The 24,059-nt window shown below is 63.0% G+C and carries 17 protein-coding genes; 2 read left to right on the top strand and 15 right to left on the bottom strand.

Features of this window, described 5'->3' with window-relative positions; genetic code table 11:
• Positions 1-1,275 carry a sensor histidine kinase gene (locus tag ACQRBT_RS25630; protein ID WP_104996112.1) on the top strand — a complete coding sequence of 425 codons (1,275 nt, stop codon included), beginning with the start codon at positions 1-3 and terminating at the stop codon, positions 1,273-1,275.
• A 150-nt stretch (positions 1,276-1,425) separates the two neighbouring features.
• Here the strand turns inward: ACQRBT_RS25630 and ACQRBT_RS25625 are convergent, their stop codons facing one another.
• From ACQRBT_RS25625 to ACQRBT_RS25600, 6 genes are all read right to left on the bottom strand, one after another.
• Complete coding sequence (locus ACQRBT_RS25625; RefSeq protein WP_412046917.1) at positions 1,426-2,757, bottom strand: c-type cytochrome; 1,332 nt, start codon at positions 2,755-2,757, stop codon at positions 1,426-1,428.
• Positions 2,758-2,773: 16 nt separating this feature from the next.
• Positions 2,774-5,011 (bottom strand): xanthine dehydrogenase family protein molybdopterin-binding subunit, encoded by a 2,238-nt coding sequence (locus ACQRBT_RS25620; protein WP_412046916.1) that lies wholly within the window; start codon positions 5,009-5,011, stop codon positions 2,774-2,776.
• The gene (locus ACQRBT_RS25615; RefSeq protein ID WP_060755441.1) at positions 5,011-5,463 is read right to left on the bottom strand and encodes a (2Fe-2S)-binding protein; all 453 of its coding nucleotides are present in this window, start codon (positions 5,461-5,463) and stop codon (positions 5,011-5,013) included. Before ACQRBT_RS25615 ends, ACQRBT_RS25620 begins: the two co-directional genes overlap by 1 nt.
• Before the next feature lie 174 nt (positions 5,464-5,637).
• Positions 5,638-8,001 carry a TonB-dependent siderophore receptor gene (locus ACQRBT_RS25610; protein WP_412046915.1) on the bottom strand — a complete coding sequence of 788 codons (2,364 nt, stop codon included), beginning with the start codon at positions 7,999-8,001 and terminating at the stop codon, positions 5,638-5,640.
• Positions 8,002-8,032: 31 nt separating this feature from the next.
• A complete protein-coding gene (locus ACQRBT_RS25605; protein WP_411984660.1) occupies positions 8,033-9,010 on the bottom strand; it encodes a FecR domain-containing protein in 978 nt (325 codons plus the stop codon).
• Entirely contained in the window at positions 9,011-9,526 is a 516-nt protein-coding gene (locus tag ACQRBT_RS25600; RefSeq protein WP_198763550.1) for a sigma-70 family RNA polymerase sigma factor, read from the bottom strand.
• Between the two features lie 167 nt (positions 9,527-9,693).
• On the opposite strand from ACQRBT_RS25600, the gene ACQRBT_RS25595 reads away from it, so the two are divergent.
• Positions 9,694-11,856 carry a TonB-dependent receptor gene (locus tag ACQRBT_RS25595; RefSeq protein WP_412046914.1) on the top strand — a complete coding sequence of 721 codons (2,163 nt, stop codon included), beginning with the start codon at positions 9,694-9,696 and terminating at the stop codon, positions 11,854-11,856.
• A gap of 52 nt (positions 11,857-11,908) precedes the next feature.
• Here the strand turns inward: ACQRBT_RS25595 and ACQRBT_RS25590 are convergent, their stop codons facing one another.
• Genes ACQRBT_RS25590 through ACQRBT_RS25550 form a run of 9 tightly spaced genes read right to left on the bottom strand, consistent with a single transcriptional unit; the run spans position 11,909 to position 24,049 of the window.
• Complete coding sequence (locus ACQRBT_RS25590; RefSeq protein WP_412046913.1) at positions 11,909-12,958, bottom strand: hypothetical protein; 1,050 nt, start codon at positions 12,956-12,958, stop codon at positions 11,909-11,911.
• Positions 12,955-14,778, bottom strand: a complete 1,824-nt coding sequence (locus tag ACQRBT_RS25585) for a hypothetical protein (protein ID WP_205345518.1) — start codon at positions 14,776-14,778, stop codon at positions 12,955-12,957. Before ACQRBT_RS25585 ends, ACQRBT_RS25590 begins: the two co-directional genes overlap by 4 nt.
• Before the next feature lie 3 nt (positions 14,779-14,781).
• The gene (locus ACQRBT_RS25580) at positions 14,782-16,032 is read right to left on the bottom strand and encodes a hypothetical protein (RefSeq protein WP_412046912.1); all 1,251 of its coding nucleotides are present in this window, start codon (positions 16,030-16,032) and stop codon (positions 14,782-14,784) included.
• A 19-nt stretch (positions 16,033-16,051) separates the two neighbouring features.
• Positions 16,052-16,969, bottom strand: coding sequence for a hypothetical protein (locus ACQRBT_RS25575; RefSeq protein WP_412046911.1), 918 nt, complete (start codon positions 16,967-16,969; stop codon positions 16,052-16,054).
• A gap of 60 nt (positions 16,970-17,029) precedes the next feature.
• Entirely contained in the window at positions 17,030-19,393 is a 2,364-nt protein-coding gene (locus tag ACQRBT_RS25570) for a hypothetical protein (protein ID WP_412046910.1), read from the bottom strand.
• Positions 19,394-19,403: 10 nt separating this feature from the next.
• On the bottom strand, positions 19,404-20,543 hold the full coding sequence (locus ACQRBT_RS25565; RefSeq protein WP_090371894.1) for a hypothetical protein: 1,140 nt from the start codon (positions 20,541-20,543) through the stop codon (positions 19,404-19,406).
• Positions 20,513-21,958 carry an alkaline phosphatase family protein gene (locus ACQRBT_RS25560; RefSeq protein WP_412046909.1) on the bottom strand — a complete coding sequence of 482 codons (1,446 nt, stop codon included), beginning with the start codon at positions 21,956-21,958 and terminating at the stop codon, positions 20,513-20,515. The genes ACQRBT_RS25565 and ACQRBT_RS25560 overlap by 31 nt, the downstream gene beginning before the upstream one ends.
• Positions 21,948-23,168, bottom strand: coding sequence for a metabolite traffic protein EboE (gene eboE / locus ACQRBT_RS25555; protein WP_412046908.1), 1,221 nt, complete (start codon positions 23,166-23,168; stop codon positions 21,948-21,950). Before eboE ends, ACQRBT_RS25560 begins: the two co-directional genes overlap by 11 nt.
• The gene (locus ACQRBT_RS25550; RefSeq protein ID WP_090371887.1) at positions 23,165-24,049 is read right to left on the bottom strand and encodes a TatD family hydrolase; all 885 of its coding nucleotides are present in this window, start codon (positions 24,047-24,049) and stop codon (positions 23,165-23,167) included. Before ACQRBT_RS25550 ends, eboE begins: the two co-directional genes overlap by 4 nt.
• Positions 24,050-24,059: the final 10 nt, after the last annotated feature.

The raw sequence follows: 24,059 nt of genomic DNA, 5'->3' as shown, positions 1-24,059 counted from the left end.
ATGGATTTCAGGCAAAGCCTGACGAAGCGGATCGTGATTGTGTTTGCCCTGATGAGTGCCTTTGTAGCGGGAGTGTTTGCCGCAGGTATCGTGGCGACCGTGCATGTCGTCGAGTCCAAACTCACCAGTGCCGACCTTGGGGGCGGCTTGAACCGTCTGTTGCGCCAGGACGATGCTGGCGCCTGGAGCCACCACCCGGAAAAAGACGAGTTGTTTTTTGCCCAGGGCGAGTCGGGCGACATGGCCCTCGACCCGGCCCTGGCCACGCTGGCGCCGGGGTTCCAGGAAATCGAGTATCAGGGGCAGTCTTACTACGCGGTTTCCCAGGTGGTGGACGGTCGCCAATATGTGCTGCTGCGTAACCAGGAAAGCTTCGAGCAACGCGAGCGCGTGCTGTTCGCTGCGGTGGCGGTGGGTTTTGTGCTGAGCATTCTGCTGGCGATCCTGTTGGGCCGCTTGTTGGCTCGCCGGGTCATGGCGCCCGTGATCCGCCTGGCGCGGCAGGTGCGCCATCGTGATCAGTTGCTGGACGTGGCGCCGCCCCTGCATCCGGACTACGCGGTAGATGAGGTGGGGGAGTTGGCCCTGTCCTTCGATAAGACCCTGGGGCGGCTGCGCGACGCGTTGAGCCGGGAAAAGCTCTTCACCAGTGACGTCAGCCACGAATTGCGCACGCCGCTGATGGTATTGGCCAGCTCCTGTGAGCTGTTGCTCAGTGACCCTTCCCTGGATCAGCGCTCGGCAGCGCAGGTCGGCCGCATTGCCCGGGCCAGCGATGAAATGCGCCAATTGGTGGACACCTTCCTGATGCTGGCGCGGGCTTCGGATGCCCGGGAAAATGGCGCGCAGGCCACCCTGAAAGAGGTGGCCGACGGTTTGGTCGAGATCTGGGGGCGGATGATTCGCGAAAAAGGCTTGACGTTCATCTATGCCAGCGAACACGCCTCGTCGCAGTTGTACAACCAGACGTTCCTGCAATCGGTCATGGGCAACCTGCTGCGCAATGCCTGGCACTACACCGACCAAGGGTTTATTCGCCTGACCCTGAGTGAGCATGGCTTCAGCGTGGAAGACAGTGGCATCGGCATTCCCGATGACAAGCGCGAAGCGATGTTCCAACCCTTCGTACGCGGCGAACAAAGCCGTGGCGAAGGGTTGGGCCTGGGCCTGTCGCTGGTGCAGCGGATTTGCGGCATTCAGCAATGGCGGGTCGACCTCACCGCCAGAGAGCCGAACGGCTGTTGTTTCGCCGTGAGCCTGGAACGCAACGCTTGATCAATGGATGCACCGCGATCCAAATGTGGGAGGGGGCTTGCTCCCGATCGTGGCGGGTCAGTCGGCAGATATACCCACTGACCCACCGCTATCGGGAGCAAGTCGAATCGTTGCACCGCCCCTCCCACATTTAACCCAGGAGCGGCTTGTTTAGCGCATATGCAGGATGATCGGGCTGCTGCTGGCCGGGTCGGTATGCCCGCGCAACTTGCTCACCGCTGGGGCGTCCACCGCGCCGCCATGGTTGCCCCAGGTACTGCGCACGTAACTCAGCACTTCGGCGATTTCTGCGTCCGACAACTGCTCACGAAACGCCGGCATGCGGTACGCGTCCGGCATGCCGGCGGTCACGACCCGTTGTGAGCCGTTGAGGGTGATGTTGATCGCTGAGGCACTTTCCGTCGCCAACGCCGAGGTAGCACCGGCCAGGGGCGGCATCCACTCGGGCTGGCCCTTGCCGTCCGCGCCGTGGCAGGACGCGCAGCGGGTGGCGTAGGTGTAGGCGCCGGGGCGGGTGTCGACGGCGGCGTTCTGGTATTGCCAGGGCGTGCCGTCACGCTGCGGGTCGCCGGGCAGTGACTTGAGGTAATGGGCGATGGCTGCCAGGTCCTCGTCGTTCATGAACTGGGTGGAGTTATTGAACGCCTCGGTCATCGAGCCATATACCACGGCATGCCGGTTGCGACCGGTCTTGAGGAACTGCACGATCTCAGGCTCGCTCCAGCGGCCCAACCCGGTGTTGGGGTCCTGGCGCAGGCTGGGTGCATACCAGCCGTCGAGCAGGGCGCCTGCGAGGAACGGGGTGCCGGACTCATCCAGGGCTTTTTCATTGAAGGCCAGGCCGCGTGGTGTGTGGCAACTGCCGCAGTGGCCGGGCCCCTGGACGATATAGGCGCCGCGATTCCATTGCGCATCCTGGCCGGGTTTGGCCGCGTAGGGAGCGCGGGGGGCAAACAGGCCGTTCCAGAGTGCAATGGGCCAGCGCATATTCAACGGCCAGGGAATATCACTGGGGATATTGGGTTGGTTGGAAGGCTGCACGCCCTTCATGAAAAACGCGTACAGCGCACGCATGTCGTCATCGCTCAGCTTGACGTAGGACGGGTAGGGCATGGCCGGGTAAAGCCGTCGCCCGCCGGGTGCCACGCCGTGGCGTACCGCACGGTCAAAGTCGGCCAGGGTGTAGGCGCCGATACCGGCGCCCTTGTCGGGCGTGATGTTGGTGGCATGAATCGCCCCCAACGGCGTGGCCATCTCCAGGCCACCGGCGAACGGTGCCTTGCCCGGCAGGCTGTGGCAGGCCACGCAGTCACTGACGCGGGCGACATACTCGCCGCGGCTGACCAGGCCCGGGTCAAAGGTCTGTTCCTGCTCGAAAGGCGTGGCGGGCTGGCGTGTGACATACCAGGCCAGCGCGCCGGCCGCGACCAGGCCGGCCAGCACCAGCCAGCCTGCGGTTCTTGCGAATCGTGGGTTGTTCATGGGCGGTTCCTGTCGGTTAGGCGAACGTATATCGGCTCAATGGCAGGCTGCGGATGCGCTGGCCGGTCAGATGCGCCACCGCATTGGCCACGGCGGGCGCCACTGCAGGCAGCGGCGGTTCACCGATACCGCCCATTTTTTCGCCACTCTCGACGATCTTCACGTGCACCTGCGCCATGCGTGAAGGCGGCAGGATCGGGTATAGGTCGTAATTGCGCGCCCGAGGTTTGCCGTCTACCCACACCGACTCTTCCACCAAGGTCTGCGACAAGCCCAACGCCACGGCGCCATGCACCTGCGCCTCGACAATCGCCGGGTTGACGATGCTGCCCGGGTCGATCGCTTCCCAGATGTGATGCACCTTGACCTGGCCATTTTCAATCGACACTTCGGCGACTACCGCCGCCTGGGAGCCGAACGGCGAGGCCATGGCGATGCCCCGGGCGCGTCGGCTGCCATCTTCCGCGGTGTACGGCCCGCGCTTCCAGCCGCCGGACAGTTCCGCCGCCGCTTGCAGCAGGGTGGTCAGCCGCTTGTTGTCGCGCAACAGGTGCAGGCGCAGCTCGTAGGGGTCGTGGCCGCCTTTGTCGGCCAGTTCGTCAAGGAACGCCTCGTAGAAGAAGTCATTGAGCGAATTGCCCACCGAACGCCAGTAGCCGAGCATGGGCGCGCCTTTGACGTAGATCTGCGCGATGCGTTTGTTCGGGATCGCGTAGGCCTTGCCCGACAGCCCTTCAAGGGCCGTGGGGTCGATTTTATCGCCCTGTTTGCCGGCAAGGGCTTCGGTCGGGCCTTCGGTGGCGCTGACCGCCTCGAGGGCGACCGGCAGGCCCTTGTCGTCCAGCGCTGCGCGGAACTTGACCACGGCGACCGGGCGCAGCACATCACGCAGGAACTCTTCTTCACGGCTCCAGATCAACTTGACCGGGCGGCCGACTGCCTTGGCCAAGGCAATGGCCTGCGGATAGGGGTTGGCCGAGTCATACAGGAAATGCCGGCCGAAAAAACCACCGAGCAACGGCGAGTGCAGGGTGATCTTCGCGGGGTCGAGCCCGGTGCGCTTGGCGATATCGGCGCGGAACATGTCCGGCGCCTGGTTGGGCAGCCAGACCTCCAGCGTTCCGTCGGGGTTGAAGCGTGCCAGGGCCGACGGTGGCTCCAGTTGGGCGTGGTTCAGGTATTGGTTGTGGTAGGTGGCTTCAACCTTGGTTTTGGCATTCGCCAGCGTGCCGGCTACATCGCCTTCTTTTTCGTCGTCACGGGCCGGCCCCTGTTGGGCCGCAAGGAAGTCACGGTGCTTGTCGCTGGAAAAATCCGCAGGCATGACCCGCAGCGGCGAGTCGGCCGGTGCTTCCAGCCAGTCCACCTGGATCGCCTCGACGGCACGCTTGGCATGCCACCAGCGTTCGGCAACCACGGCCACTGCGCCGGGCAGTTGATGGACCGAGTGCACCCCCTTCATGGCTTCGACCTGCGCCTGGTTGCGCAGGCTGCCGACGGTCATGCCCAGGCGCGGCGCATGTTGCACGGCGGCGTGGAGCATGTTGTCGACCTTGAGGTCGATGCTGTATTGCGCCTTGCCGGTGGACTTGTCGTAGGCATCCAGGCGTTTGACCGGCTTGCCGATCCAGCGGAACTGGCTTGGATCACGCAGGGTGATCGTTGCCGGATCGGGCACCGGCATGTCCAGAGCGCGACCGGCCAGTTCGCCATAACCCACCGAGCGGCCGGAGGCGCTATGCACGACGCGGCCGGGTTGCGTGGTCAATTGGGCCACGGGCACGCCGAGCTGTTCGGCACCGGCCTGCAGCAGCATGGCGCGGGCCAGGGCGCCGAGGCGGCGCATGGTCGGGTAGCTCATCCGCACCGACATACTGCCGCCGGTGATGCGCATGCCGTTTTCCATCACCACATAGGCTTCACCGGGCGGGGCAGCCTCGACGATAAAGGTGGCGGGGTCGGCATCCAGCTCTTCGCCGACAATCTGCGCCATGGCGGTGTGGGTGCCTTGGCCGCCTTCCATGAATGGGCTGCGCAGGTGAATGCTGCCGTCCGGGCGGATTTCCAGGAACGCCGGCACCTGGGTACCCCGTTCTGCGGCGTTGGCTGTGGCTGCCAATGCCCTGGGCGAACTCAGCGGCAGGCCAAAGCCAATGACCAGCGCGCCCACGGCGGTGCCGGCAAGGAAACGACGGCGGGACAGGTTGACCGGATCGCCCAGGGGCAGGTCGAGGTTTTTGTCGGAGGTATTCATCAGACGACCTCCTTCGCCAGGTCCTGCATGGCGGTATGGATCGCGTTATAGGTGCCGCAGCGGCACAGGTTGACCATCGCCGCGTCGATCTGCGCCGGCGTGGGCGCTGGGGTGTGCTTGAGCAGCGCCGTGGCCGCCATTACCTGCCCGGACTGGCAGTAACCACACTGCGCCACCTGATGTTCGACCCAGGCCGCGACCACGCGTTTGCCTACGTCATCATTTTCAACGGCCTCGATGGTGGTGATCTCCCGTCCCACCACGCCGGCCACCGGCGTCACGCAGGAGCGCACCACGTTGCCGTCCACCAGCACCGAACAGGCACCACACTGGGCCAGGCCGCAACCGTATTTAGTGCCGGTCAGCCCCAGGTCATCGCGGATAACCCACAACAAGGGCGTGTCGGCGTCGGCCTCAACCTGATAGGCCTTTTGGTTTATACGTAATTCCATGGCTGGGTCACCTGCTGATCATCGGTTGGTGGTGCTGATTTCTTATAGGAGTGGTGCGACAACAAGTCGCCCATCGTCGAACTCTAGACCAGCGCGCAAGAGGGATCTATCCGCTAGTCGGCAAGTTCAGAGGATCAGGCAAGTATTCGAGAGGATTGGGTGAGCGTACGGGTTTCAGAAATCGACGGTGGCTGATAGCACGAGGGTGCGCGGCGCGCCTTGGGAGAAGGCACCGTAGGAAGCTACGCCGGACCAATAACGGTGGTCGAACAGGTTTTGCACCGAGGCACGGAATGTGGTCGGACGTTCGGCGATGCGCGTGCTGTATCGCGCGCCGGCATCGATGCGGGTCCAGGGGGCCAGTTGCTGGGTGTTGTCCTGGTTGACGTATTGGCTGGCGGTGTAGAGCGTGCCGCCGGTCAGCGTCAGCCCTTCTGCCCAGGGCACATCCCATTCGGTCCAGAGGTTGGCCTGCACCTTGGGTGCACCCACCGGGGTATTGTCCAGGTCGGCGGCAACGCCGGTTCGGGTCAATTGCGCATCCAGCAACGTAATACCGCCGAGCAGGCGCACGCCTTGGGCGACTTCGCCCAGCAGGCTCAACTCCAGGCCACGATTGCGTTGTTCACCCTGTACTGAAAATCTCCCGTTGGCCAATTCGCCACTGGGCTTGGAAATCTGGAACAGCGCCAGGGTCGACATGAAGGTGCCGTAGTCGAGTTTCAAGCCGAGTTCGTGCTGCCTCGAAACGTAAGGCGTAAAGACCTCACCGGCGTTCGAGGCGTTGGCGGGGGCGATGTCACCCTTGCTCAGACCTTCGACGTAGTTGTAATAGAGCGACACATGCTCCCACGGCTTGACCACCGCGCCGAACAGCGGTGTGGTCTTGCCTGCGTCGTAGGTCGTGGCCACCGTGCCGCTCGCAGTGTAGTTATGCGACTGGATGTGCTGCTGGCGCAGGCCCACGGTCATTTGCACACGTTGCTCCAGCAGCGACAGGGTATCGGCAATGGCGACGCCGGACAGTTCGGAAGTGGAGACCTTCAGGGCGTCCGGCTTGGCAATCGATGGCTCAGGGCGGTCGACGGGATGGTAGAGGTTGGACAGGATCGGCGTACCGGAATTGATCCCGCGCGACAGCTCGTCGCGATAACGGCTGACCTGCACGGTGGTGCTGTGGCTGATCGGGCCGGTATCGAAGTGCAGGCGTGCACCGCCATCCACTGTGTACCGCCGGACCTCGAAACGGTAATAGCCAGGGGTCGATGAGGTGTCGCCGGCGGTATTGATGATTGTGGGTGTCTGATCGGACAGGCGTGCCACGCCCGATTGGCCGCCACCGGCATGGGTGAATACGGTGAGTGTGTCGCTCAGGTCGTACTCTGCGCTGAACAGGGCGGATTTATCCCGGGTTTTCGACCAGCCCCATTCCTGGCTCACGTTGGTACGCCCATTGGCGGCGTCGGGAATTTTTATACCTGGGGCGATCAGGAACGGTCGGGAAGCGGCATCGAATTGTTCCTGTTGGGCGATCAGGTCCAGGCTGGTACGCAAGCGGTCACCCTGGTAATCGAGGGACAGGGCACCGATGTCGACTGCACGCGATTGCGCGTCGACGCGTGTATCGCCTTGTTGCACGCCGCCATTGAGGCGCACACCGAAGCGGCGTTCGTCGCCGAAGCGTCGGCTGATATCGATCCGATTCGCGACGTGCGCATTTTGTGCGTAGCTGGCGGTGTAACGGGTCAGGTCCTCATCCAGCGAGCGTTTGGGCACCACGTTGATCACCCCGCCGACAGCGCTGTTCGGCGAGATGCCGTAGAGCAGGGCGCCCGGGCCTTTGACCACTTCGACACGCTCGGCGTAGTCGGTGAAGACTCGATAATTTGCAGCCACGCCGTACACGCCGTCGAACGCCAGCTCACCGAGGTTGCCTTCCCCGACAGGAAAGCCGCGTATGAAGAACGAATCGACAATCCCGCCCGCCTGGCCGGTGGAGCGCACCGATGAGTCTCGTTCCAGCACATCGCCTACCGTCACTGCCTGCTGGTCCTGGATCAGCGACGCGGTGTAGGTGCTGAGGCTGAAGGGCGCGTCCATCATATCCGTATTGCCCAGCATACCCAGGCGCCCACCGGCGGCGGCCTGGCCGCCCGAGTAGGGCTGCGGCAAACTCTCGGTACGGGGTATGACGCCGTTGACCGTGGTGGCGGACAGAATGACCTGGCGCAGCATCAGGGTATAACTGCCGTCGTCGCGCGGCACCATCTCCAGGCCACTGCCGGCCAGCAAACGCGTGACGGCTTGCTGGGCCGAATAAGTCCCGGACAGCCCTGGGCTGGTGCGCCCTTCGGTCAAGGCCGGCAGGAACGACAGGGCAATACCGGCGTCCATGGCGAAACCCGACAGCGTGGGGCCCAGTGGTCCAGGGGCAATCCGGTAGGTGCGTGGGCTGAGCGAATCCAACGGTGGTGGGGTGGCTGCCAGGGCCGCGCCGGCTAGCGCCAGGCTGAGCAGCGTGCTGCGAATGACGAGCATGAAGAGGCCCCTTATTTATCGGTGCGCCGGGTCAGGCGGGGGCAAGGGTGACCCAATAGCCGCTCAAATGGTCGGCCGCACGCACCGGGTAGGTGTGCACCAGCATGTTCAAGGTGCGCTGGGTGTCGCTGATGGGGAAGGCGCCGGAAATGCGCAGGTCGGCAATCGCCGGATCGCAGCGCACGAAGCCTCGGCGGTAGCGTGCCAGTTCGGCGACAAAATCGGCCAGGCGCATCTTGTCGGCCATCAGCATGCCCTGGGTCCAGGTATCGGCGTTGCGATCGGCCAGGCTCGGCGCGTCGACGGTCTGTGCAGAGAAGGCGGTGCGTTGCCCGGCATTGACGACCAGCGGCGACGTCTGACGGTTCTCGGCCAACGCTACCTGCACCGCGCCTTCGAGTACCACCAGCTGGGTGCGCGGACCCCGTTCACGTACGGTAAAGCGCGTGCCCAGGGCACGCATGCGGCCTTGGCGGGTATTGACCAGAAACGGCCGGGGGAGGGCGGCTGTATCCGTTGCGGTCTGCACCAGGATCTCGCCCTCGCGCAAATAGACCAGGCGCTGCTGGTGGTCGAACCGCACATCGATGGCCGTGTCGGTATTGAGGGTGATGCGCGAGCCATCGGCCAGGGTCAGTTCGCGGCGTTGGCCCACGGCGGTACGGTAGTCCGCTGTCCACTGCTGGGATTGGGCCAGCTTCCAGCCGCCCCAGCCCACGGGCATCATTGCCAGTAACAAGGCCAGTTTGCCCAGGGCCGCGCGCCGTTCCGGGTGGCTTGGCCGATCGAGTGCCGACATCGTCAGGGACGGCGGCAGGCCGCCCAGCGTACTCTGCAGCCATTGTGCCCGCGCCCAGGCGCGGGCACGCTCCGGCGTACTGACCTTCCAGCGTTCCCAGTCGGCACGCTCGCTGTCGTTCAGGTCGTTCTCGCTCAGGCGCATCAGCCACTCGGCGGCTTCTTCGAGGGTTTCGGCTGTCAGCGGTGGCTCTCTACGCACTGTGGGCATTCATTCGACCCACATCAGGCATTGCAGGAAGGCTTGTTTCATGTAGCGCTTGACGGTGATCAGCGACACGTCCAGTTGCACGGCGATGTCGTGGTATTTGAGGCCGTTGATCTGCGACAGCAGGAAAGCACGTTTGACCATGGGCGGCAGCGCGTCGAGCATCGCATCGATTTCATGCAGGGTCTCCAGCACCAGAAAGTGCGATTCCGGCGAAGGCGCCTCGTGCTGCGGCGCATGGGCGAGCGCATCCAGGTAGGCGCGTTCCAATGCCTTGCGCTGATACCAATTGACCAGGATGCCCTTGGCCACGCAGCTCAAGTAAGCCCGTGGCCGCTCGATGACAGTGACTTGGGAGGCGAGGATGCGAGTGAAGGTGTCCTGGGCCAGATCCGCCGCATCCATGGCATTCCCTAGTTTTCTTTTCAGAGTGGCGTACAACCAGCCGTGGTGCCCGCTGTAAAGCGCCTCGATCGCGCGCAGGTGGTGGTTGTGATCGTCGGAACAGGTTTCGCTCATGGCGCGCATTCGTGCAATTGAGAAGTATTCCCAATGCTAAAGGGCAAAGCCTTGATCGCGCAACGCCCATGAGGTCAAAAAAATATTCAGGAGGCTGATACTTTTTCGCGAGTCGACTGGCAATAGGCGTAATTCCCATTGCCTCTCGTTGAAAGGACCCCGATGTCATGCCCGTCACTCGCCGGTTAACACTCGCCATTCGTAGCGCCTTGATTCTGGCCGTCTCAAGCCCCCACGCCTGGGCCGCCACCCCGGAACCGGCTGACGGCACGCAGCCCCTGACCCTTGACGCAACCAACGTCAACGCCCGTTACAACGGCCCTGGCGACTTGCCCGACGTGCTTGCCGGCGGCCAGGTGGCCCGTGGCGCTCGCCTGGGTATGCTGGGTAACAAGGACGTGATGGACACACCATTCAGCGTGACCAGTTACACCGCCAAGACCATGGCCGACCTGCAAACCGTGACGGTGGCCGATGCCCTGGAGCGCGACCCGTCGGTGCGCTCTACCGGGCAGACAGGAGGCATCGTCGATTCGTTTTTCATTCGTGGGTTTGCCGTCGGTGAGGGCAACCTGGGCGAGTTGGCCTACGACGGTGTGTACGGCGTGGCGCCCAACTACCGGGCCTTCACCGACTATGCCGAGCGCATCGAAGTGCTCAAGGGGCCGGGTGCGCTGATGTACGGCATTTCGCCCAACAGCGGTGTCGGCGGGGTGATCAATATCGTGCCCAAGCGCCCGCTGGACCAAGACTTGACCCGTTTCACCGGTAGCTACGCCTCGGACTCCCAAGTAGGGGGGCACCTGGATATCAGCCGCCGCTTTGGTGACGAAAACCAGTTCGGCGTGCGTTTCAACGGCAGCCTCCAGGGTGGGGACACGGCGGTCGACAACCAGAGTCGCGACGTGGGGGTCGGGGCGATTGCCCTGGATTACCGCGGCGAACGGTTGCGCCTGAACCTCGACTACATCAGCCAGAAAGAAAGCTTCGACGGCGCATCGCGACCGTTCACCATTGCCGCTGGCGTGCAGGTGCCGTCGGCCGCCAATGGGCGTACCAGCCTGCCGCAGAAATGGGGCTGGTCGGACACCCAAGAGCAGTCGGCACTGCTCGGCGGCGAATATGACTTGAACGACTCACTGACCGTGTTCGCCCATGCGGGCGGCGGCCGGTCGGATGTGAAACGCATGTCCGACCAAGTGCCACAGATCCTCAATGACGCCGGTGACACCCGCAATACCCCCGGTTACTACAAATTCAATGTCGATCGTTCGACGGCTGATATTGGCCTGCGGGGCAACTTTGTCACAGGCCCGGTGAGCCATATCACCACGTTGATGGCGACTCGTTATCAGGATGAGTTGTCCCGTGGCATCAACAACGGTACGCCGATCCTTTCCAACATTTATCACCCGGTGGATGTGCCGAAGCAGTCCATCAACAGCCCCAAGGTGCTGCGCATTTCCGAATCGGAGTTGTCCGGCCTCGCATTGAGCGACACCCTCGGCGTGCTGGACGACCGTATTCAGTTGACCCTGGGCGTGCGCCGCCAGGATATCGAGTCGCGTAACTACGCGGCCACGGGCGTCGTCAGTTCGCGCTACAAAGACAACGCGACGACGCCGCTGGTGGGGGTGGTGGTCAAGCCCTGGGAGGATGTTTCGCTCTACTACAACTATGTGGAGGGCCTGAGCAAAGGCGATATCGCGTCGGGCACGGCGGTGAACGCCGGGGAAGCCTTTGCGCCGTATACGTCCAAGCAGCATGAGTTGGGTGTGAAATATGAGTACGGCACCTTCATGACCACCGTGGCGCTGTTCCAGATTGAGAAGCCCGGCGGCGAGGTAGGCGCTGACGGCGTGTATTCGGTGCAGGCCGAACAGCGCAACCGGGGTGTCGAGTTGAGTGTGTTCGGCGAAGTGGCCCCCGGCACGCGCTTGATGGGCGGTGTGACGTTGCTCGATGGTGAGCTGACCCAGTCGGCCACTGCCGCCAACCGTGGCAATAAACCGGTCGGCGTACCGGACATCCAGGCCAACCTGTGGGGTGAATGGGATACGCCGTGGCTGGAGGGCTTTACCCTGACCGGCGGGGCGATCTACACCGACCGTCAATACGTCAACCAGGCCAACACCCAGGTGCTGGGTTCCTGGACGCGCGTCGATGCCGGTGCACGCTATGCGACGAAGATCGAGGGCCGCCCGACAACGTTCCGCGCAACGGTGCAGAACGTGTTTGATCGTGAGTATTGGTCGGGCGTTGCGTCGTATGGGGCTTTTTCGCCAGGCTACCCGCGCACCTTGCAACTGTCGGCCACGGTGGATTTCTAAGCACGTGCCAAACGGCGGGAGAGCGTCCTGCAACGCTCTCCCGCCTGATCACTCAGAGCAGCACCCGCCGCAGCCTGCCGCTCAGCGGTACGCTCCTGTGGTCGGGCGAAGGCAGCGCTCGCCCCGTCAACCCCATCCCTTCACTCACCAATACCGCACCGTCCACTCGGCATACATTGGACGGTGTATCCAGCCCGCGGGCCAGCACTTCTACCTGCCCGGTCTTCAAGCCGCATCGCAGCAGCCGCCCGCTGAAACGGGTAAAACCGCCATGCAAAGGTGCGCCACTCCAGTCCGGTGGCAAGGGCTCTTGCAGGTGGCTGCAGAGTTCCAGCACCAGTAGATGCCCGTCCGGGCAGAGTGCCAGGCCGGTAGGCAGTTGCAGGCCGTGAACCACCACGTCGATACGCCCACTCGATGGGTCTACCCGAATCACTTGGCCGGCGCGGTCAGCGAAGTCGATGCCTTTGCGCGCAGGATCAGCGTGCAGTTCACCGGAAAACAGGCTGATCAGCACCGCATCGGTCTGGGCGTCGTACACCAGGGTGACGGGCACGGCGTCCTGGCCTTGCGCCAGATCGGGCAATTGCACCAGCACGCGCTCGTCCGCGCCGCTGCTGAACTCCACCAGTTGGTTGGTATCGGGCTTGACCGCCAGCCAACTCTTGCGGGTGGGGTGATAGCACAGCGCATTCAGGTTGCCCCGGCTGTGGAATACCGGCTCAGGCGGGCTGTATTGCAGGTCCAGCAGTTTGGAGCCGCCAACGTAATCGGTCTGGCTTGCCAGACAGCGCCCGCCACCGCAGGCGATGTCCGACAGGCCCATGATCTCATCGCGCAGCATGCGCGCCTGCATATTCATGGCGCGAAACCCTTGGGCCAATACCTCGCCAGGCAGGTAGGCGCCGGGCTGATGGGGATCGGGTCGCAGGCGGCTGATACGACCGCTGAACGGCTGGTCCGGCAAGCCGGAGCCGGCTTCGGCCAGCAACAGGCTGCCATCGGCTTGCAGGCACAGGCCGCGGGGGTTGAGCAAGCCTTCGGCGATCAATGTGCTGGGGCGCAGGTTTTCGCCGGGCTGCGCAGGTATAAGAAGGGTCATGACTGATGCTCCGTCTGTGGCGGCTGCCACGGTTCACCGGTGAGGTACGCCCGCAGCAGCGCCCGCTGGCAGGGCGACATCGAGCGCACCACCGGCATGAACAGTGTGGTGCCTTTGTACACGTCCGAGGTGCGCGCGAGGATGGCGTCTTTGGCGCCCATGACTGCATCAGGCTGATTCAACGCGACGTAGCGCGACATGGCAGGGAAGGCCAGGTAGTGAAAACGCAGGACCTTGGGATACATCATTGCCCAGGTGATCGTGGTGCCCTTGGGAATGCCGAAATCGGTCTGCGCGTATTTGCGCAGGTTGGTGAAGTAGGCGCCGCTGGGATGGCCATTGACGCTATAGGCCAGGGCGACGAAACCCGCCTGGGCGGCACTGCCGGGTTTGAGCGTGACGGGGAAGCGGACGCTGGGCTGGCCGGCTTCCAGCGTCACGCTGGCGGGCACGTTGAGGAAATCCCAGTATTGCGGGGCGTCGTAGACCGCCGGTGCGCCGGGCGTCAGGTCGATCCGGGTGGTGTTGGGCACCGCGCCGCCCAGGTAGCTGACATACAGGGTAATCGACAAACCCTTGGGGTAATCCTCCAGGTACACATTGCGCTGGTCGGCATACACCCGGTACACCGACTCGATGGCGTTCAGTGAGGTCTCGGCCACCCGGTTCGGCGCCTTGATGGCCAGGGCGCTGGCCTTTACCGCCTGCTGCTGGCTGGTGTTCAACGGTACATCGACGATACCGCCGTACACGTAGTAATTGACCAGCGGGCTGGCGCTGGGGTCGAGGGTGATCAGGGGGGTGGTGCCGGCGGTCAGCGTGACCGGGCCGTAATTGGCGTTAGGCCCGATGGGGCTGGTGATGTCGTCCCTGACGGCGCGGAAAGTCTGTTTGGGGATCACATTGACCATATCGAGGCTCAACAGCGCCGCATTGGCCAACTGCGCGTAGCCCGTGTTCCTGGTGTCCTGGTTGATCAGTTGCCGGCCCGGCTGGCAATCGAGGGGTTCACCGGCAAACGCCGGGGCCAGGGTGCCGATGACCCGGCCGATGCTCGGGTTCGGCGTATCCCGGCCGTTGGCGTAGTCGTCGACCAATTGCGCGGTGGTCATCTGCGGGCACATTTCGAACATCACGAAACGCAGCACGATCCCGGTGGCCCCCGGCGCCTGGATGATCGCGCGCAGGCCGCTGCTGTTCTGGTTCCAGCTGACGATACTGCTCAACGGGAAAGTCAGTTGAAAGGTGCCGCTGAACCGAAAGGAGCCCGGTGCATCCATGCTGGGCGGTTCCAGCACGCGTTTTTTCACATCCAGGCTGCTGCACACCGCATTGGCGTGAATCAACAGTTGGATGTTGTCGTTGTTGCCGATCTGCAGGCCGCCGACGAAGATCTGGGTGGTGGTCGAGGCCGTGGGGTCCAGGTCCACCATCATCGGGCCGGAAATCGGTCCTTGTTGGGTCACCGGGTCTATGGAGCCCAGCAGGTAGACCGGCTGGCCGACCTGGTCGCCGCTGGTGCCGACATTGCCCGGGCTGCCTTGGGAACTGATCAGCGCGTTCTTCATGCTCACCACATGTTGCCCGTAGTGGTTCCAGCCGCCGGCGGTGTAGTAATTGCCGTTGGGCGTATTGATCATGTTGTTCAGTTGCTCGTCGCTATACAGCTCGGCCTCGGGGGCCAGGGTGGAGGTGGTCAGGTCAAACAGCGGCCAGTTGGCGTCCGAGTTCTGCGGCAGGGTCGGGGAGTTGTTCGGCAGGCTGACGTCCGTGCGGATGCCGCCCCAGAAATTCAGTCGGGGTCCGTTGAGGATGCTCATGGTCTATTCCTTGTCCTTGGGCGATGGGTTGCCCGGCGCGTTGGCGAATTTGAACAGGTAGGAGAAGTCGGACTTGTAGCGGCTCTTCACCGGCGTTGCCATGGAGTGGCAATTCATGCAACTGCTGTTTTGCTGGATATAGCTCTCCATGGTCACGTTGGCCGACAGTGCCGGGGTCGGGTCACCCAAGGGGTTGCCGGGGTCGTTCGGTGTGGTCGGGCGCTGGGTGGTGATGAGCTGGTAGTACTTCAACGGGCTGTTTTGCAGCCCGGTGTTGGCGCGGTAGGTCGTGTTGACGGCCTGGGTGATGTCGGCAATCGGGGTCACGCGGCTGAGCGGGTTGGGGGTTTGGAATGTCATGCCCGGTTTGGGCACGCAGACCAGCTGGGTGCCGTGGGTTTGCCAGTCGCAGGGCGACTGGTTGGTAGTGCTGGCGTCTGGGTTGAAGTAGCTGTAGGTGCCGTTGCTACTCTGCGCAGACGGCAGGTTGTCGACCTGCTCGAAGGTTGACCAGATCCACTGCGGATAGCCGGCCGCCTTGGTGATGACATGCAGGCCTACCAGCCCCAGGTAGGCTTCGGTCACACCGGTACGCTGGCCCTGGCTGTCGAATGTGGGCACACGGGCGAGCATCGTCAGATAGCGGCTGGCGTTGTCGTGGGGGGTGAGGATGCGCCAGCTGGACTTGACCTCGATGACCCCATTGGGGAAAGCGATGTTGTTCGCCTTGGACACCACATTGGCGTTGTAGAAGGTATTGCTGACAATGTAGTTGTAGGAGATCTCGTTGGCCGAAATGTCGTAAAAGGTCGGGTTACCGGCCTGGTCGATCAGCCAACCGCCGACCGCCTGGTCAACCGAGTTGACCTGCGAGCTGTTTTTCAATGCGGCAATATTGATGATGCCCAGGCTTTTGGCGAGTAGCGGGGTGTTCCACGGCCCCGGGTTGGCGGCCTGTGGCAGGAATATTTCTTCGACCGTCTTGTAGGTCTGCCACACGGTGTAACCGGCAGCGCCCGGTGTTTTGCTGCAGTCGGGCTGGCCGCGCTGCCCGTTTTGTGCCGGCCAGTTCAAGGCGATAAACAACTGCCAACTGTAGTTATCGAACGGTCCTTGCCCGGCGTCGGCGGCCGGTGCGCTGGTCGGCGGCCGGCAATTGAGCTGGGTCGCTTGTGCCGACGGCTGGGGAGCTTCCCGGGCCTGGGCCGACAGGCTGGCCAGCCCGAGTAACATCACACTCAGTAGCGTTTTCATGGCGGTTCATCCTTGAAGGTCAGGGCTTGCGCTGCATGAGCTGGTTCCACTGCGCCTTATGCCCATTGCTCTGGGCTGCCGGTGGCTCGAACAACTGGCAAGGCGGCGGGTTCGACGGGCACATGGCGGCCACTTGATTCCAGGTCTCGGCCGGGTCGGGCTTGGCGATGCGAAAGTGGGTGTAGTTCTGGCTGACGATGGGCGCGTTGGCGACGCTGGTGTCCCCCGAGAAGAAAAACGATTGCGGCAGTCGGTAAGGCGGCTTGCCCGTCTGCTGCTTGTTGAAGGCATAGCCGAACAGAATCGGCCCCGACGGCGACTGCAAGTCCAGGGCGTAAGCCTGCACGCTGCCATTGAGGTGTTGGCTGCGTTCGACGCTGTAGGGCAGGTGCTGCACGAAGTCCTGGCGCGGCGGGTGGTTCATCGGCGAGAACATGCAGCAGGCCGGCATGTCTTTCGGGCGGTCCTGCGGGTACGTGAGGAAGTACGCCTTATTGCCCAGGGACACGAAGGAGCAGCTGTAATTGTTGTTCTTGATCGGAAAGATCGGCAGGCAGTACTTCTCGTAGTGCTCCATCATCGCGCCGAAGCCGTCGCCGTCTGCCGGGATGTAGGTGGTGTCGTAATAGCTGGTGCCCTTGGATACCGTGTAGTCCGAAGGTTGCAGGGTCGAGGGCGGGTTACTGTAGGGCGGTGGGTTTTTCTCGTAGTTGTGCATCACCCGGTACATCGTCCACTCGCTGATCCATTGCGCCGGGAAGAACGGGTCGGACGGCTCGCCGGGAAGCCGTTTGGCGATGCAGTTGCCGTTTTGTTCATTGCACCCTTCGGTGTTGTGCACGCCGTTGGTGAAGTACACGGCAGCGTCGTCGGCAAACGCGCCGGGGCTGAGCAGCGTTAGCAGCAGCAACAGCCGGTTCAAGAGGCGGGTCTTCATCATCACACTCCTGTGTTGTGCCGGGTGACGCAGGTGTCACCCGGTGGTTCCGTCAGTGGTTCAGTGGTAGTCGCTCATGCTGAGCGGTATGGGAGGGTAATTGCGCTTGACCAGGGCTTGTGCCCACAGCTCCAGCACCGCGCGACGGCTTTGCGGCATGTCGCGGGTGATCGGCATCGCCAGGGTGCTTTCTTCCTGGTACGGCTTGCTGATCAGCACAATCAACTGGTCCACGGCGCCTTCAATGCGCGTCAGGGAGTTGAGCGGCATGTACTTGCTCATGATCGGGTACAGGTAATAGAAAGGTTGCAGGATGAAGGGGTAGATGAAGGTCTCCCAGATGATCTGGCCGGCATCTTCGCGCTGGTAAATCAGGTTCCACGCATTGACGAAGTCCTGTTGCAACTGGGGTTCCAGCGGCAGCACGCGCAACGGCGCGAGGAAGTCGGTGTAGGCTTGGTTTAGGGGGAAGCTGAAGGGGATGGTCGGTGCCTGCTGACCTTCCTGCACAAAGAAGCGCAGCGTGGGAAACCCCGGTGCCTGGGCCGTGACGGTCAGGTTGGCGATACCGTTGGCGTCGGTCTGCACCTTGGCCAGGCTGTATTGCACGGTGTTGCTGAGGGGGTCCTTGAGCGTGCCTTGCATGGGGATCGGATTGGCAAAGGTGAGACACGGGCTCAAGGCAACCGAAGCCGGTGTCGGCAGAAATTGCCGGTAGGTCACAGGCTCGGTCTGATCGTCGGACACGGCGAGGCGCGTCGCCATCAGCTGGCGGCCGGTGCCTTCGGTGATCTGGCCGGCCAGCGGTATCGTCCCAATGAATTGCGGCAGGTTGGGGCTGTTGTTGATGGGGTTCTGCGGGTCGTTGTTGAACAGCGTGAAGTCCGCATCATTACTGAATGCCAGGTAGTAATCGGTGGTGCACAGCATGTAGGCGTTGTTGTATTGCGCAACCCACAGCGTGGTACCGGCCGGTGCCGGCTGGCCGTCGAATTGCACCATGATCTGCAGCGTCTTGGTGTCTCCCACATCGATGAAGCTGGCGCTCTGCACCACTTCGGCGGTCCACAGTTGCTGGGTCGCGGCGATGATGGCCGTGGTGCCGGGTTGTTGCAGTTCCAGGCTACCGGTCTGCAACAGGCTTTGTGCATCGACCGTCAACGGCAGGTCGAGGATGCCCGAGCGCTTGTCGAATTGCGCCTGTTGGTAATCGTCGTAGCCGAAGCTGGCGATGGGGGCGAATTGCGTGCCCTGGCGCACGCCCACTTGATAGTCTCCGGCCTGGTATTTGGCTGCGACGGGGATGTCGGTCTTGGGCTCCAGGGGATAAAACGGGAAGGTGTTGCCCAGGTCCAGAGACAAGGTATTGCCATGGGCCTGGGCCGAGATCACGCCGAGCTGCGCCGAGGTGGCATCGCTCGGTGAGGTTTTGTAGATCGGCACCGTCTGGGCGGGTACCAGGCGCCGCCCGGCGGGGGCAGTGGGAAATTCGTCATCGAACCACAGGCCCAGGGTGCCCACCGTACGGCTATAGGCCGGGTTGAAGAAAATATCGCCGACGTTGTCCAGGCCCTGTTGATACATGGCCTGCACTTTAGCCTGGGCCTCGGGCGTGGCGTCGTGGGTATCGATCGGTGGGTAGTTGTTGAGGATGCCGTTCTTGTCGTAGCAGGTCAGGTAGGTGGAAAAGCGGAACATCAACCCCTTGGCATTTTGCTGTTGCATCTGGGTTTGCAGGTTTTGCAGCAGCGCTGAATTGCCGAGCACCCAGGACAGGTTTTCTTTCGGGAAGCAGGTTTGCCAGGTGGTGGTGACGTAGGCCAGGCCACCGAGGTTGGCCCAGTTGAAGTTGAGAAAGCGGTCGAGCATGCGGTGCTCGCGCTTGAGCGTCAGGCCACATTGGGCATTGCCCAACACCAGGCTGTCGAAGTACAGCGCGGTGAAGGTGTTCTGCCAAGGGCTCACATCGACGAAGCGCGCCGGTGAGTTCGGCGCACCGCCGAATGAGTTGCCGAGCAACTGAAAGCTCTGGTTGATCAGCGGGTCCTGGCTCACGTAGCCACCCCCCGGCAGCTCGCCGCCAGTGATCACCGACTGCGTCTGGTTGTAGCTCACGGTGCCGCAGGCGTTGTCGCCGAACAGGTTCCATTCGCCGGGGATGGTCGGCGCGGCCAAATTCGCGGCATTGCCCGGCACCTGCATGACGTAGGCGGGCACCTGGGCCGGCGGCAGCGGCGTTATGGTCCAGGGCAGCAGAGTGCTGGCAGCGTTCCATGGCGTGATGTCGAAGTCTTTCAGGAACCGCCAGTTCATCTGCATCTTCACCGCGTCGTAGAGCGGGAACATGTCATTGTTGTTGGCGGTCGGCGGGTTCCAGAACATATGGCCGCCGAGGTAGATGCGCGGGAAATTCAATACGCTCATGTCAGGCTCCTTAACGTTGCCACTGGGCGCGTTTGAGCGACCAGACAAAATCCAGTTTGTGGTAACCAACAAAGTCGGTGTCCGGTAGCGGGGCGGTGGGGTAGACGATGCCGCCGTCTTTGTTCAGGGCGAAATTGAAGTAGCCCTGCTTGGGCGAATACGCGGCGGTGCCATGGCAGGCGAAACACGACGACTCGCTCTGGAACGCTGATTCCAACTGGGAGTTGGCGAGCAAGGTCGGGGTGGTCTTGGACTGCACGCCGATCAACTCATACTGCGCCAGTGTCGGGTACTGGGCCTGGAATGTGCTGTTGACCGGTTGCGCCGCCGGGGTCGGCCCGGTGCTGTTGGTCATCGGCGTGGGCGGGATTGCGTTGGTCACGGTGTACTTGCCGTTATTGCGGTTTTCGAAGGTGGTCCACACCCAGTCGGGATTGAGTTTGTTGATCACATGCAGGCCGCTCAGCGCGGCATACCCCACCACATACTGCGTGCCTTGCTGGTAGTAGGCCTGGGCGATGTAGTAGCCGTCACTGGCCAGTTGCTGCTGGTAGCTTTGGTCGTTGCCGATCCACAGCCAGGCGGCTTTGAGCTCCCAGGCAGTGGCGGGAAAATCAAGGTCGCTGGTCAGCGCGGCCTGGCCATTCACGTTGTAGACCTTCTGCTGCACGATGTAATTGAAGGTGTCCTCGCCCATCAGCAGTTGGAAGCGCACCGCCTGGCCTTGTTCGGCGGCGGGTACCTGGCCGCCCATTTCCAGGATCAGCCCGTCCACCTGCTGGGTGGCGTTGAGGTTGTGGAAGGTGCGATTCGGGTTCATACCCATCGCCTGGGCCTGGGTCAGTACGGCGGCAGGCGGCGCCACGCTCTGGTTGTAGGGTTGGGGCGCGGCGCCATTGGGCAGGTAGACCTGGTCGGAAGGTTTCAAGGTTTCCCATACCACATTCGGGCTCTGTGCAGCGGCCGGCTGATTCAGGCAGGCAAACCAGTTCCAGGCCAGGGTCTCGGGGCTTTGCACGAAGGTGGCCCGGGTCTGATCGAGGTTGCCTCCATACTGCAAAAAGTTCGTGCAGTCGAAGGGGTTGGTGTCTTGGGCATGGGCCAACCCGGCCAGTGCACTCAGGACTGTGATAGATAAGGCTCGCCGCATGGAAGCTCCTTGGCTGTGGCCGGTTCGGTCTGTGGGCGCCCCAGGAAATGTTCCAGGAGCAGTTGCTTCACGGCCGTCGCCGCCAACCGTGGCGGTAACGACAGTGCGCAATCGGTGATCAGCAGCGGGCCGTTCTGCGCGTTGCTCGGAAGGCGACCATGGCTGCCACGCACCAGTGAGGTGTCCAGCGGGATCAGGTCCATGTAGTAGCGAAAGCCGAGTTTTTTTTGCAGCAGGCGCCGCGCCACTTTCAGCGTGGGAAAGCGAATGGTCGGGTCGACAAACAACTCCACCGGGTCGTAGCCGGGCTTGCGGTGAATGTCCACGGTACGCGCGAAGTCCGGTGCTTTGCGCTCGTCCAGCCAGTAGTAGTAATCGAACCAGCACCCGCTGGCGGCCACGGCCACCAGTTCGCCGCTGCGCGGATGGTCGAGCTGCCAGGCGTGTTGCTCGGCCTTATCCAGCACCTGTTCGATGCCGGGCTGGCGCTGCAGCAGGGCCTTGACCCGAGGAATGTCCTGGGCGCGTTTGACGTAGATATGCGCAATTTGATGATCCGCCACCGCAAACGCCGGGCTGGCGCCAGGGTCGAGCAGTTCCCAGCCCAGGGACTGGCGCACCTGCAACAGACCTTCGTTGCGCAGGATGCGGTTGATCGACACCGATTGCTCGACCGCATCGATTCCATATTCCGAGAGCAGCATCACGGCGGCGCCCTGGGCCTGGGCAAAATCCAGCAGGCGCCCGACCTGGCTGTCGATGGCGCGAACTTCGGCGGCGATCGACGGATGCTCAGGCCCCACGCGTTGCAGGCTGTAATCCAGGTGGGGCAGGTAGATCAGTTGCAGATGTGGCCGGTTGATCTGGAATTCGGTGATGGCGCAATCAACGATCCAGCGGCTCGAGGCAATGCCCGCCGCCGGCCCCCAGAACCCCGGGAACGGAAACTCGCCGATCTGCTGCTCGATCTGCTCATGCAGCCCGGGTGGCGACGAATACAGGCCGAACTGTTTGCGCCCATCGGCCGGGTAGTGCGGGCGCGGGGTTATGGCGGCGTCCACGTCGGCATACATGTTGAACCACCAGAACAACTGGCTGCAGCGAAACCCCGGGATTTCGCGTTGGAGCGTGTGCCAGACCTTTTCCCCCTGGATCAGCTCATTGGGTTGCAGCCAGAAACGCACCTCGGCCTGGTCGCGAAAGTACCAGCCATTGCCGACGATGCCATGCTGCGACGGCGGCGCGCCGGTGAGGATCGACGCCTGCACCGTCGAGGTCACGGCGGGGAATACCGGTTGCAAGTGAGCCAACTGGGCGGTCTTGAGCAACCGGTTGATGTGCGGTGTCGCCTCACCGAGCAGCGCAGGCGTCAGCCCTACCACATTGATCAGCAGCAGCGGTTGCTCAGAAAACATTGGCGTAGGCCTCCCGGCTATAGGCGTGCAACAGGCCGCGCTGGCGCAACTGGTCCTCGACCCAGTGCAGTTCGGCGACGATGCCTTCGAGCTGGGCCAGGGTGGTGGTGGGGCGCAGTTGAGCGGGCAGCACGCCCCAGCTGTAGGTCTCGACCTCCAATACCGGGTGAAACTCGACGTGGTCGGACAGGTAGTCGAAGGTCTGCGCCAGCGCCTCCTGGCTGCCGCTGAGTTCGGGCAGCAGCAGCCGTTCGCTGAACAGCGGGATATGGAAGTGAACGCGCAGCTCGCGAAATTCACTGCACTGCGCCAGGGCTGCGGGCAAGTCCGCCCAGGCCACGCGTCGACCCTGTGGGTCGAGAGCCTTCACCTGGTGCAGGTAGGTGGCCTCGGCAAAGCGGCCCAGGGTGTCGAGCACCTGTTCGCGTCGCGGATCATGCGGCGGCGGCAGGCGGCAGATCATCGCGTTGGACAGCTGGATCTTGCCCACCGGTACGCCCGCCTGGCGTAGCCGATCCAGGGACTGGTAACAGTCCTCGAACATGACCGCCTGGTGGCATACGTCGAAACACAGGGCCAGGTAGGCATGGTTCGGGTCCATCGCCTGCCGTTGCTGGAAAAACGCAATGGCCTGCTCGGTGTTTTCCAGCACGCAGTCCGGCTCCATCTCCAGGCAGAACACAATTTTCTTACCGCTGTCCTGGTGCAATTGGGCGAGTGCGGCGGTGAGTTGGCTGAGGTGCTCGTCGGCACGCGCCTGCAGCACCGTGCTCCAGGTGGCGGCATAGCCCAGCGGCACCGTGGATATCACCCCTTGGCGGCAATCCGGCGGTAACGCCTGGGCCAGCAGGTACGCCAGGTCGAGGCTGTAGGCCAACCGCTGCGGGTCGGCCCAACTGGGCAGGTAGACCTCGGCTTTCACCGCGCCCTGATGGAACTCGCCATAGGGGAAGCCATTCAAGGAGGTCAGGCGCAACCCGCTGTCTTGCAGCGACCCCAGGAATTCCTGGCGCGCCGCGGGTTGCTGCAACTGCCGGGCCGCGTGAGCGCAGATCCACAAACCACTGTCCTGCACGTCCAACCCGCGCAGGTTGCGCACGCCCCGGAAATGTTCGGCGATCGAGGCCCTGAGCCCGGCCAGGTCGCGGGCCGGGTGCACATTGCTGCAATAACCGACCTGAGTGGCCGTCCAACCGCCGATGTCGCTCATTTGACCACCGGCTCCTGGCCGCGCAGGGCCGAGTTGTCCTGCCATTGCTTGCGCTGGTCGATGGGCAGCGGTGTGCTGACCAGGGCCTTGTCCAGCTGGCCGCTCTGGGCGAAGAAATCCACCGGGTTATGGAACAGCACCTGTTCGACCTGGGCCTGGCTGAAGCCCGCCGCCAACATCGCCTGGCCGGTCTTGGGCACCTTCAGCGGGTCGCTGATGCCCCAGTCAGCGGCACTGTTGACCACCATTTTTTCCGTGCCGTATTCCTGGAGCAAGGCGACCATGCGCTGCTCCGACATCTTGGTGTTGGGGTAGATGGAATGGCCGCGCCAGCAGTCGCTGTCGAGCACCAGGGGCAAGGTCAGTTCGTTGAGGTGGTCGATGATCACCAGGTGCTCGGCAATCCCCACTTCGCGGATCACCGCCAGGGTGCGCTTGGTGCCGCCGATCTTGTCGCGGTGGGGCGTGTGCACCAGCACCGGCAGGTTGAACTGCCTGGCCAGTTCCAGTTGCGCGGCGAGAAAACGGTCCTCTTCGGGGGTGATGTCGTCGTAGCCGATTTCACCGACGGCCACCACACCGTCTTTCACCAGGTAACGCGGCAATATCTCCAGCACCTCATTGGCCACCGACAGGTCATTGGCCTCCTTGGGGTTCAGGCCAATGGTGCAGAAATGATGGATGCCGAACATGCTGGCGCGAAAGCGTTCCCAGCCGAGCAAGGTGTCGAAGTAGTCGATGAAACTGCCGACGCTGGTGCGTGCCTGGCCCTGCCAGAACGCCGGCTCGATCACCCCAGTAATCCCGGCGGCGGCCATGTTCTGGTAGTCGTCAGTGGTGCGGCTGACCATATGGATATGCGGATCGAAGTAGGTGGGCATAGTGAATCCT

Origin of the sequence: Pseudomonas sp. R19M, from assembly GCF_050312585.1 — a bacterium.
Classification (GTDB): Bacteria; Pseudomonadota; Gammaproteobacteria; order Pseudomonadales; family Pseudomonadaceae; genus Aquipseudomonas; species Aquipseudomonas palleroniana.
Note: the sequence above shows the minus strand (reverse complement) of the source record. Positions and strands in the feature narration are given on the sequence as shown.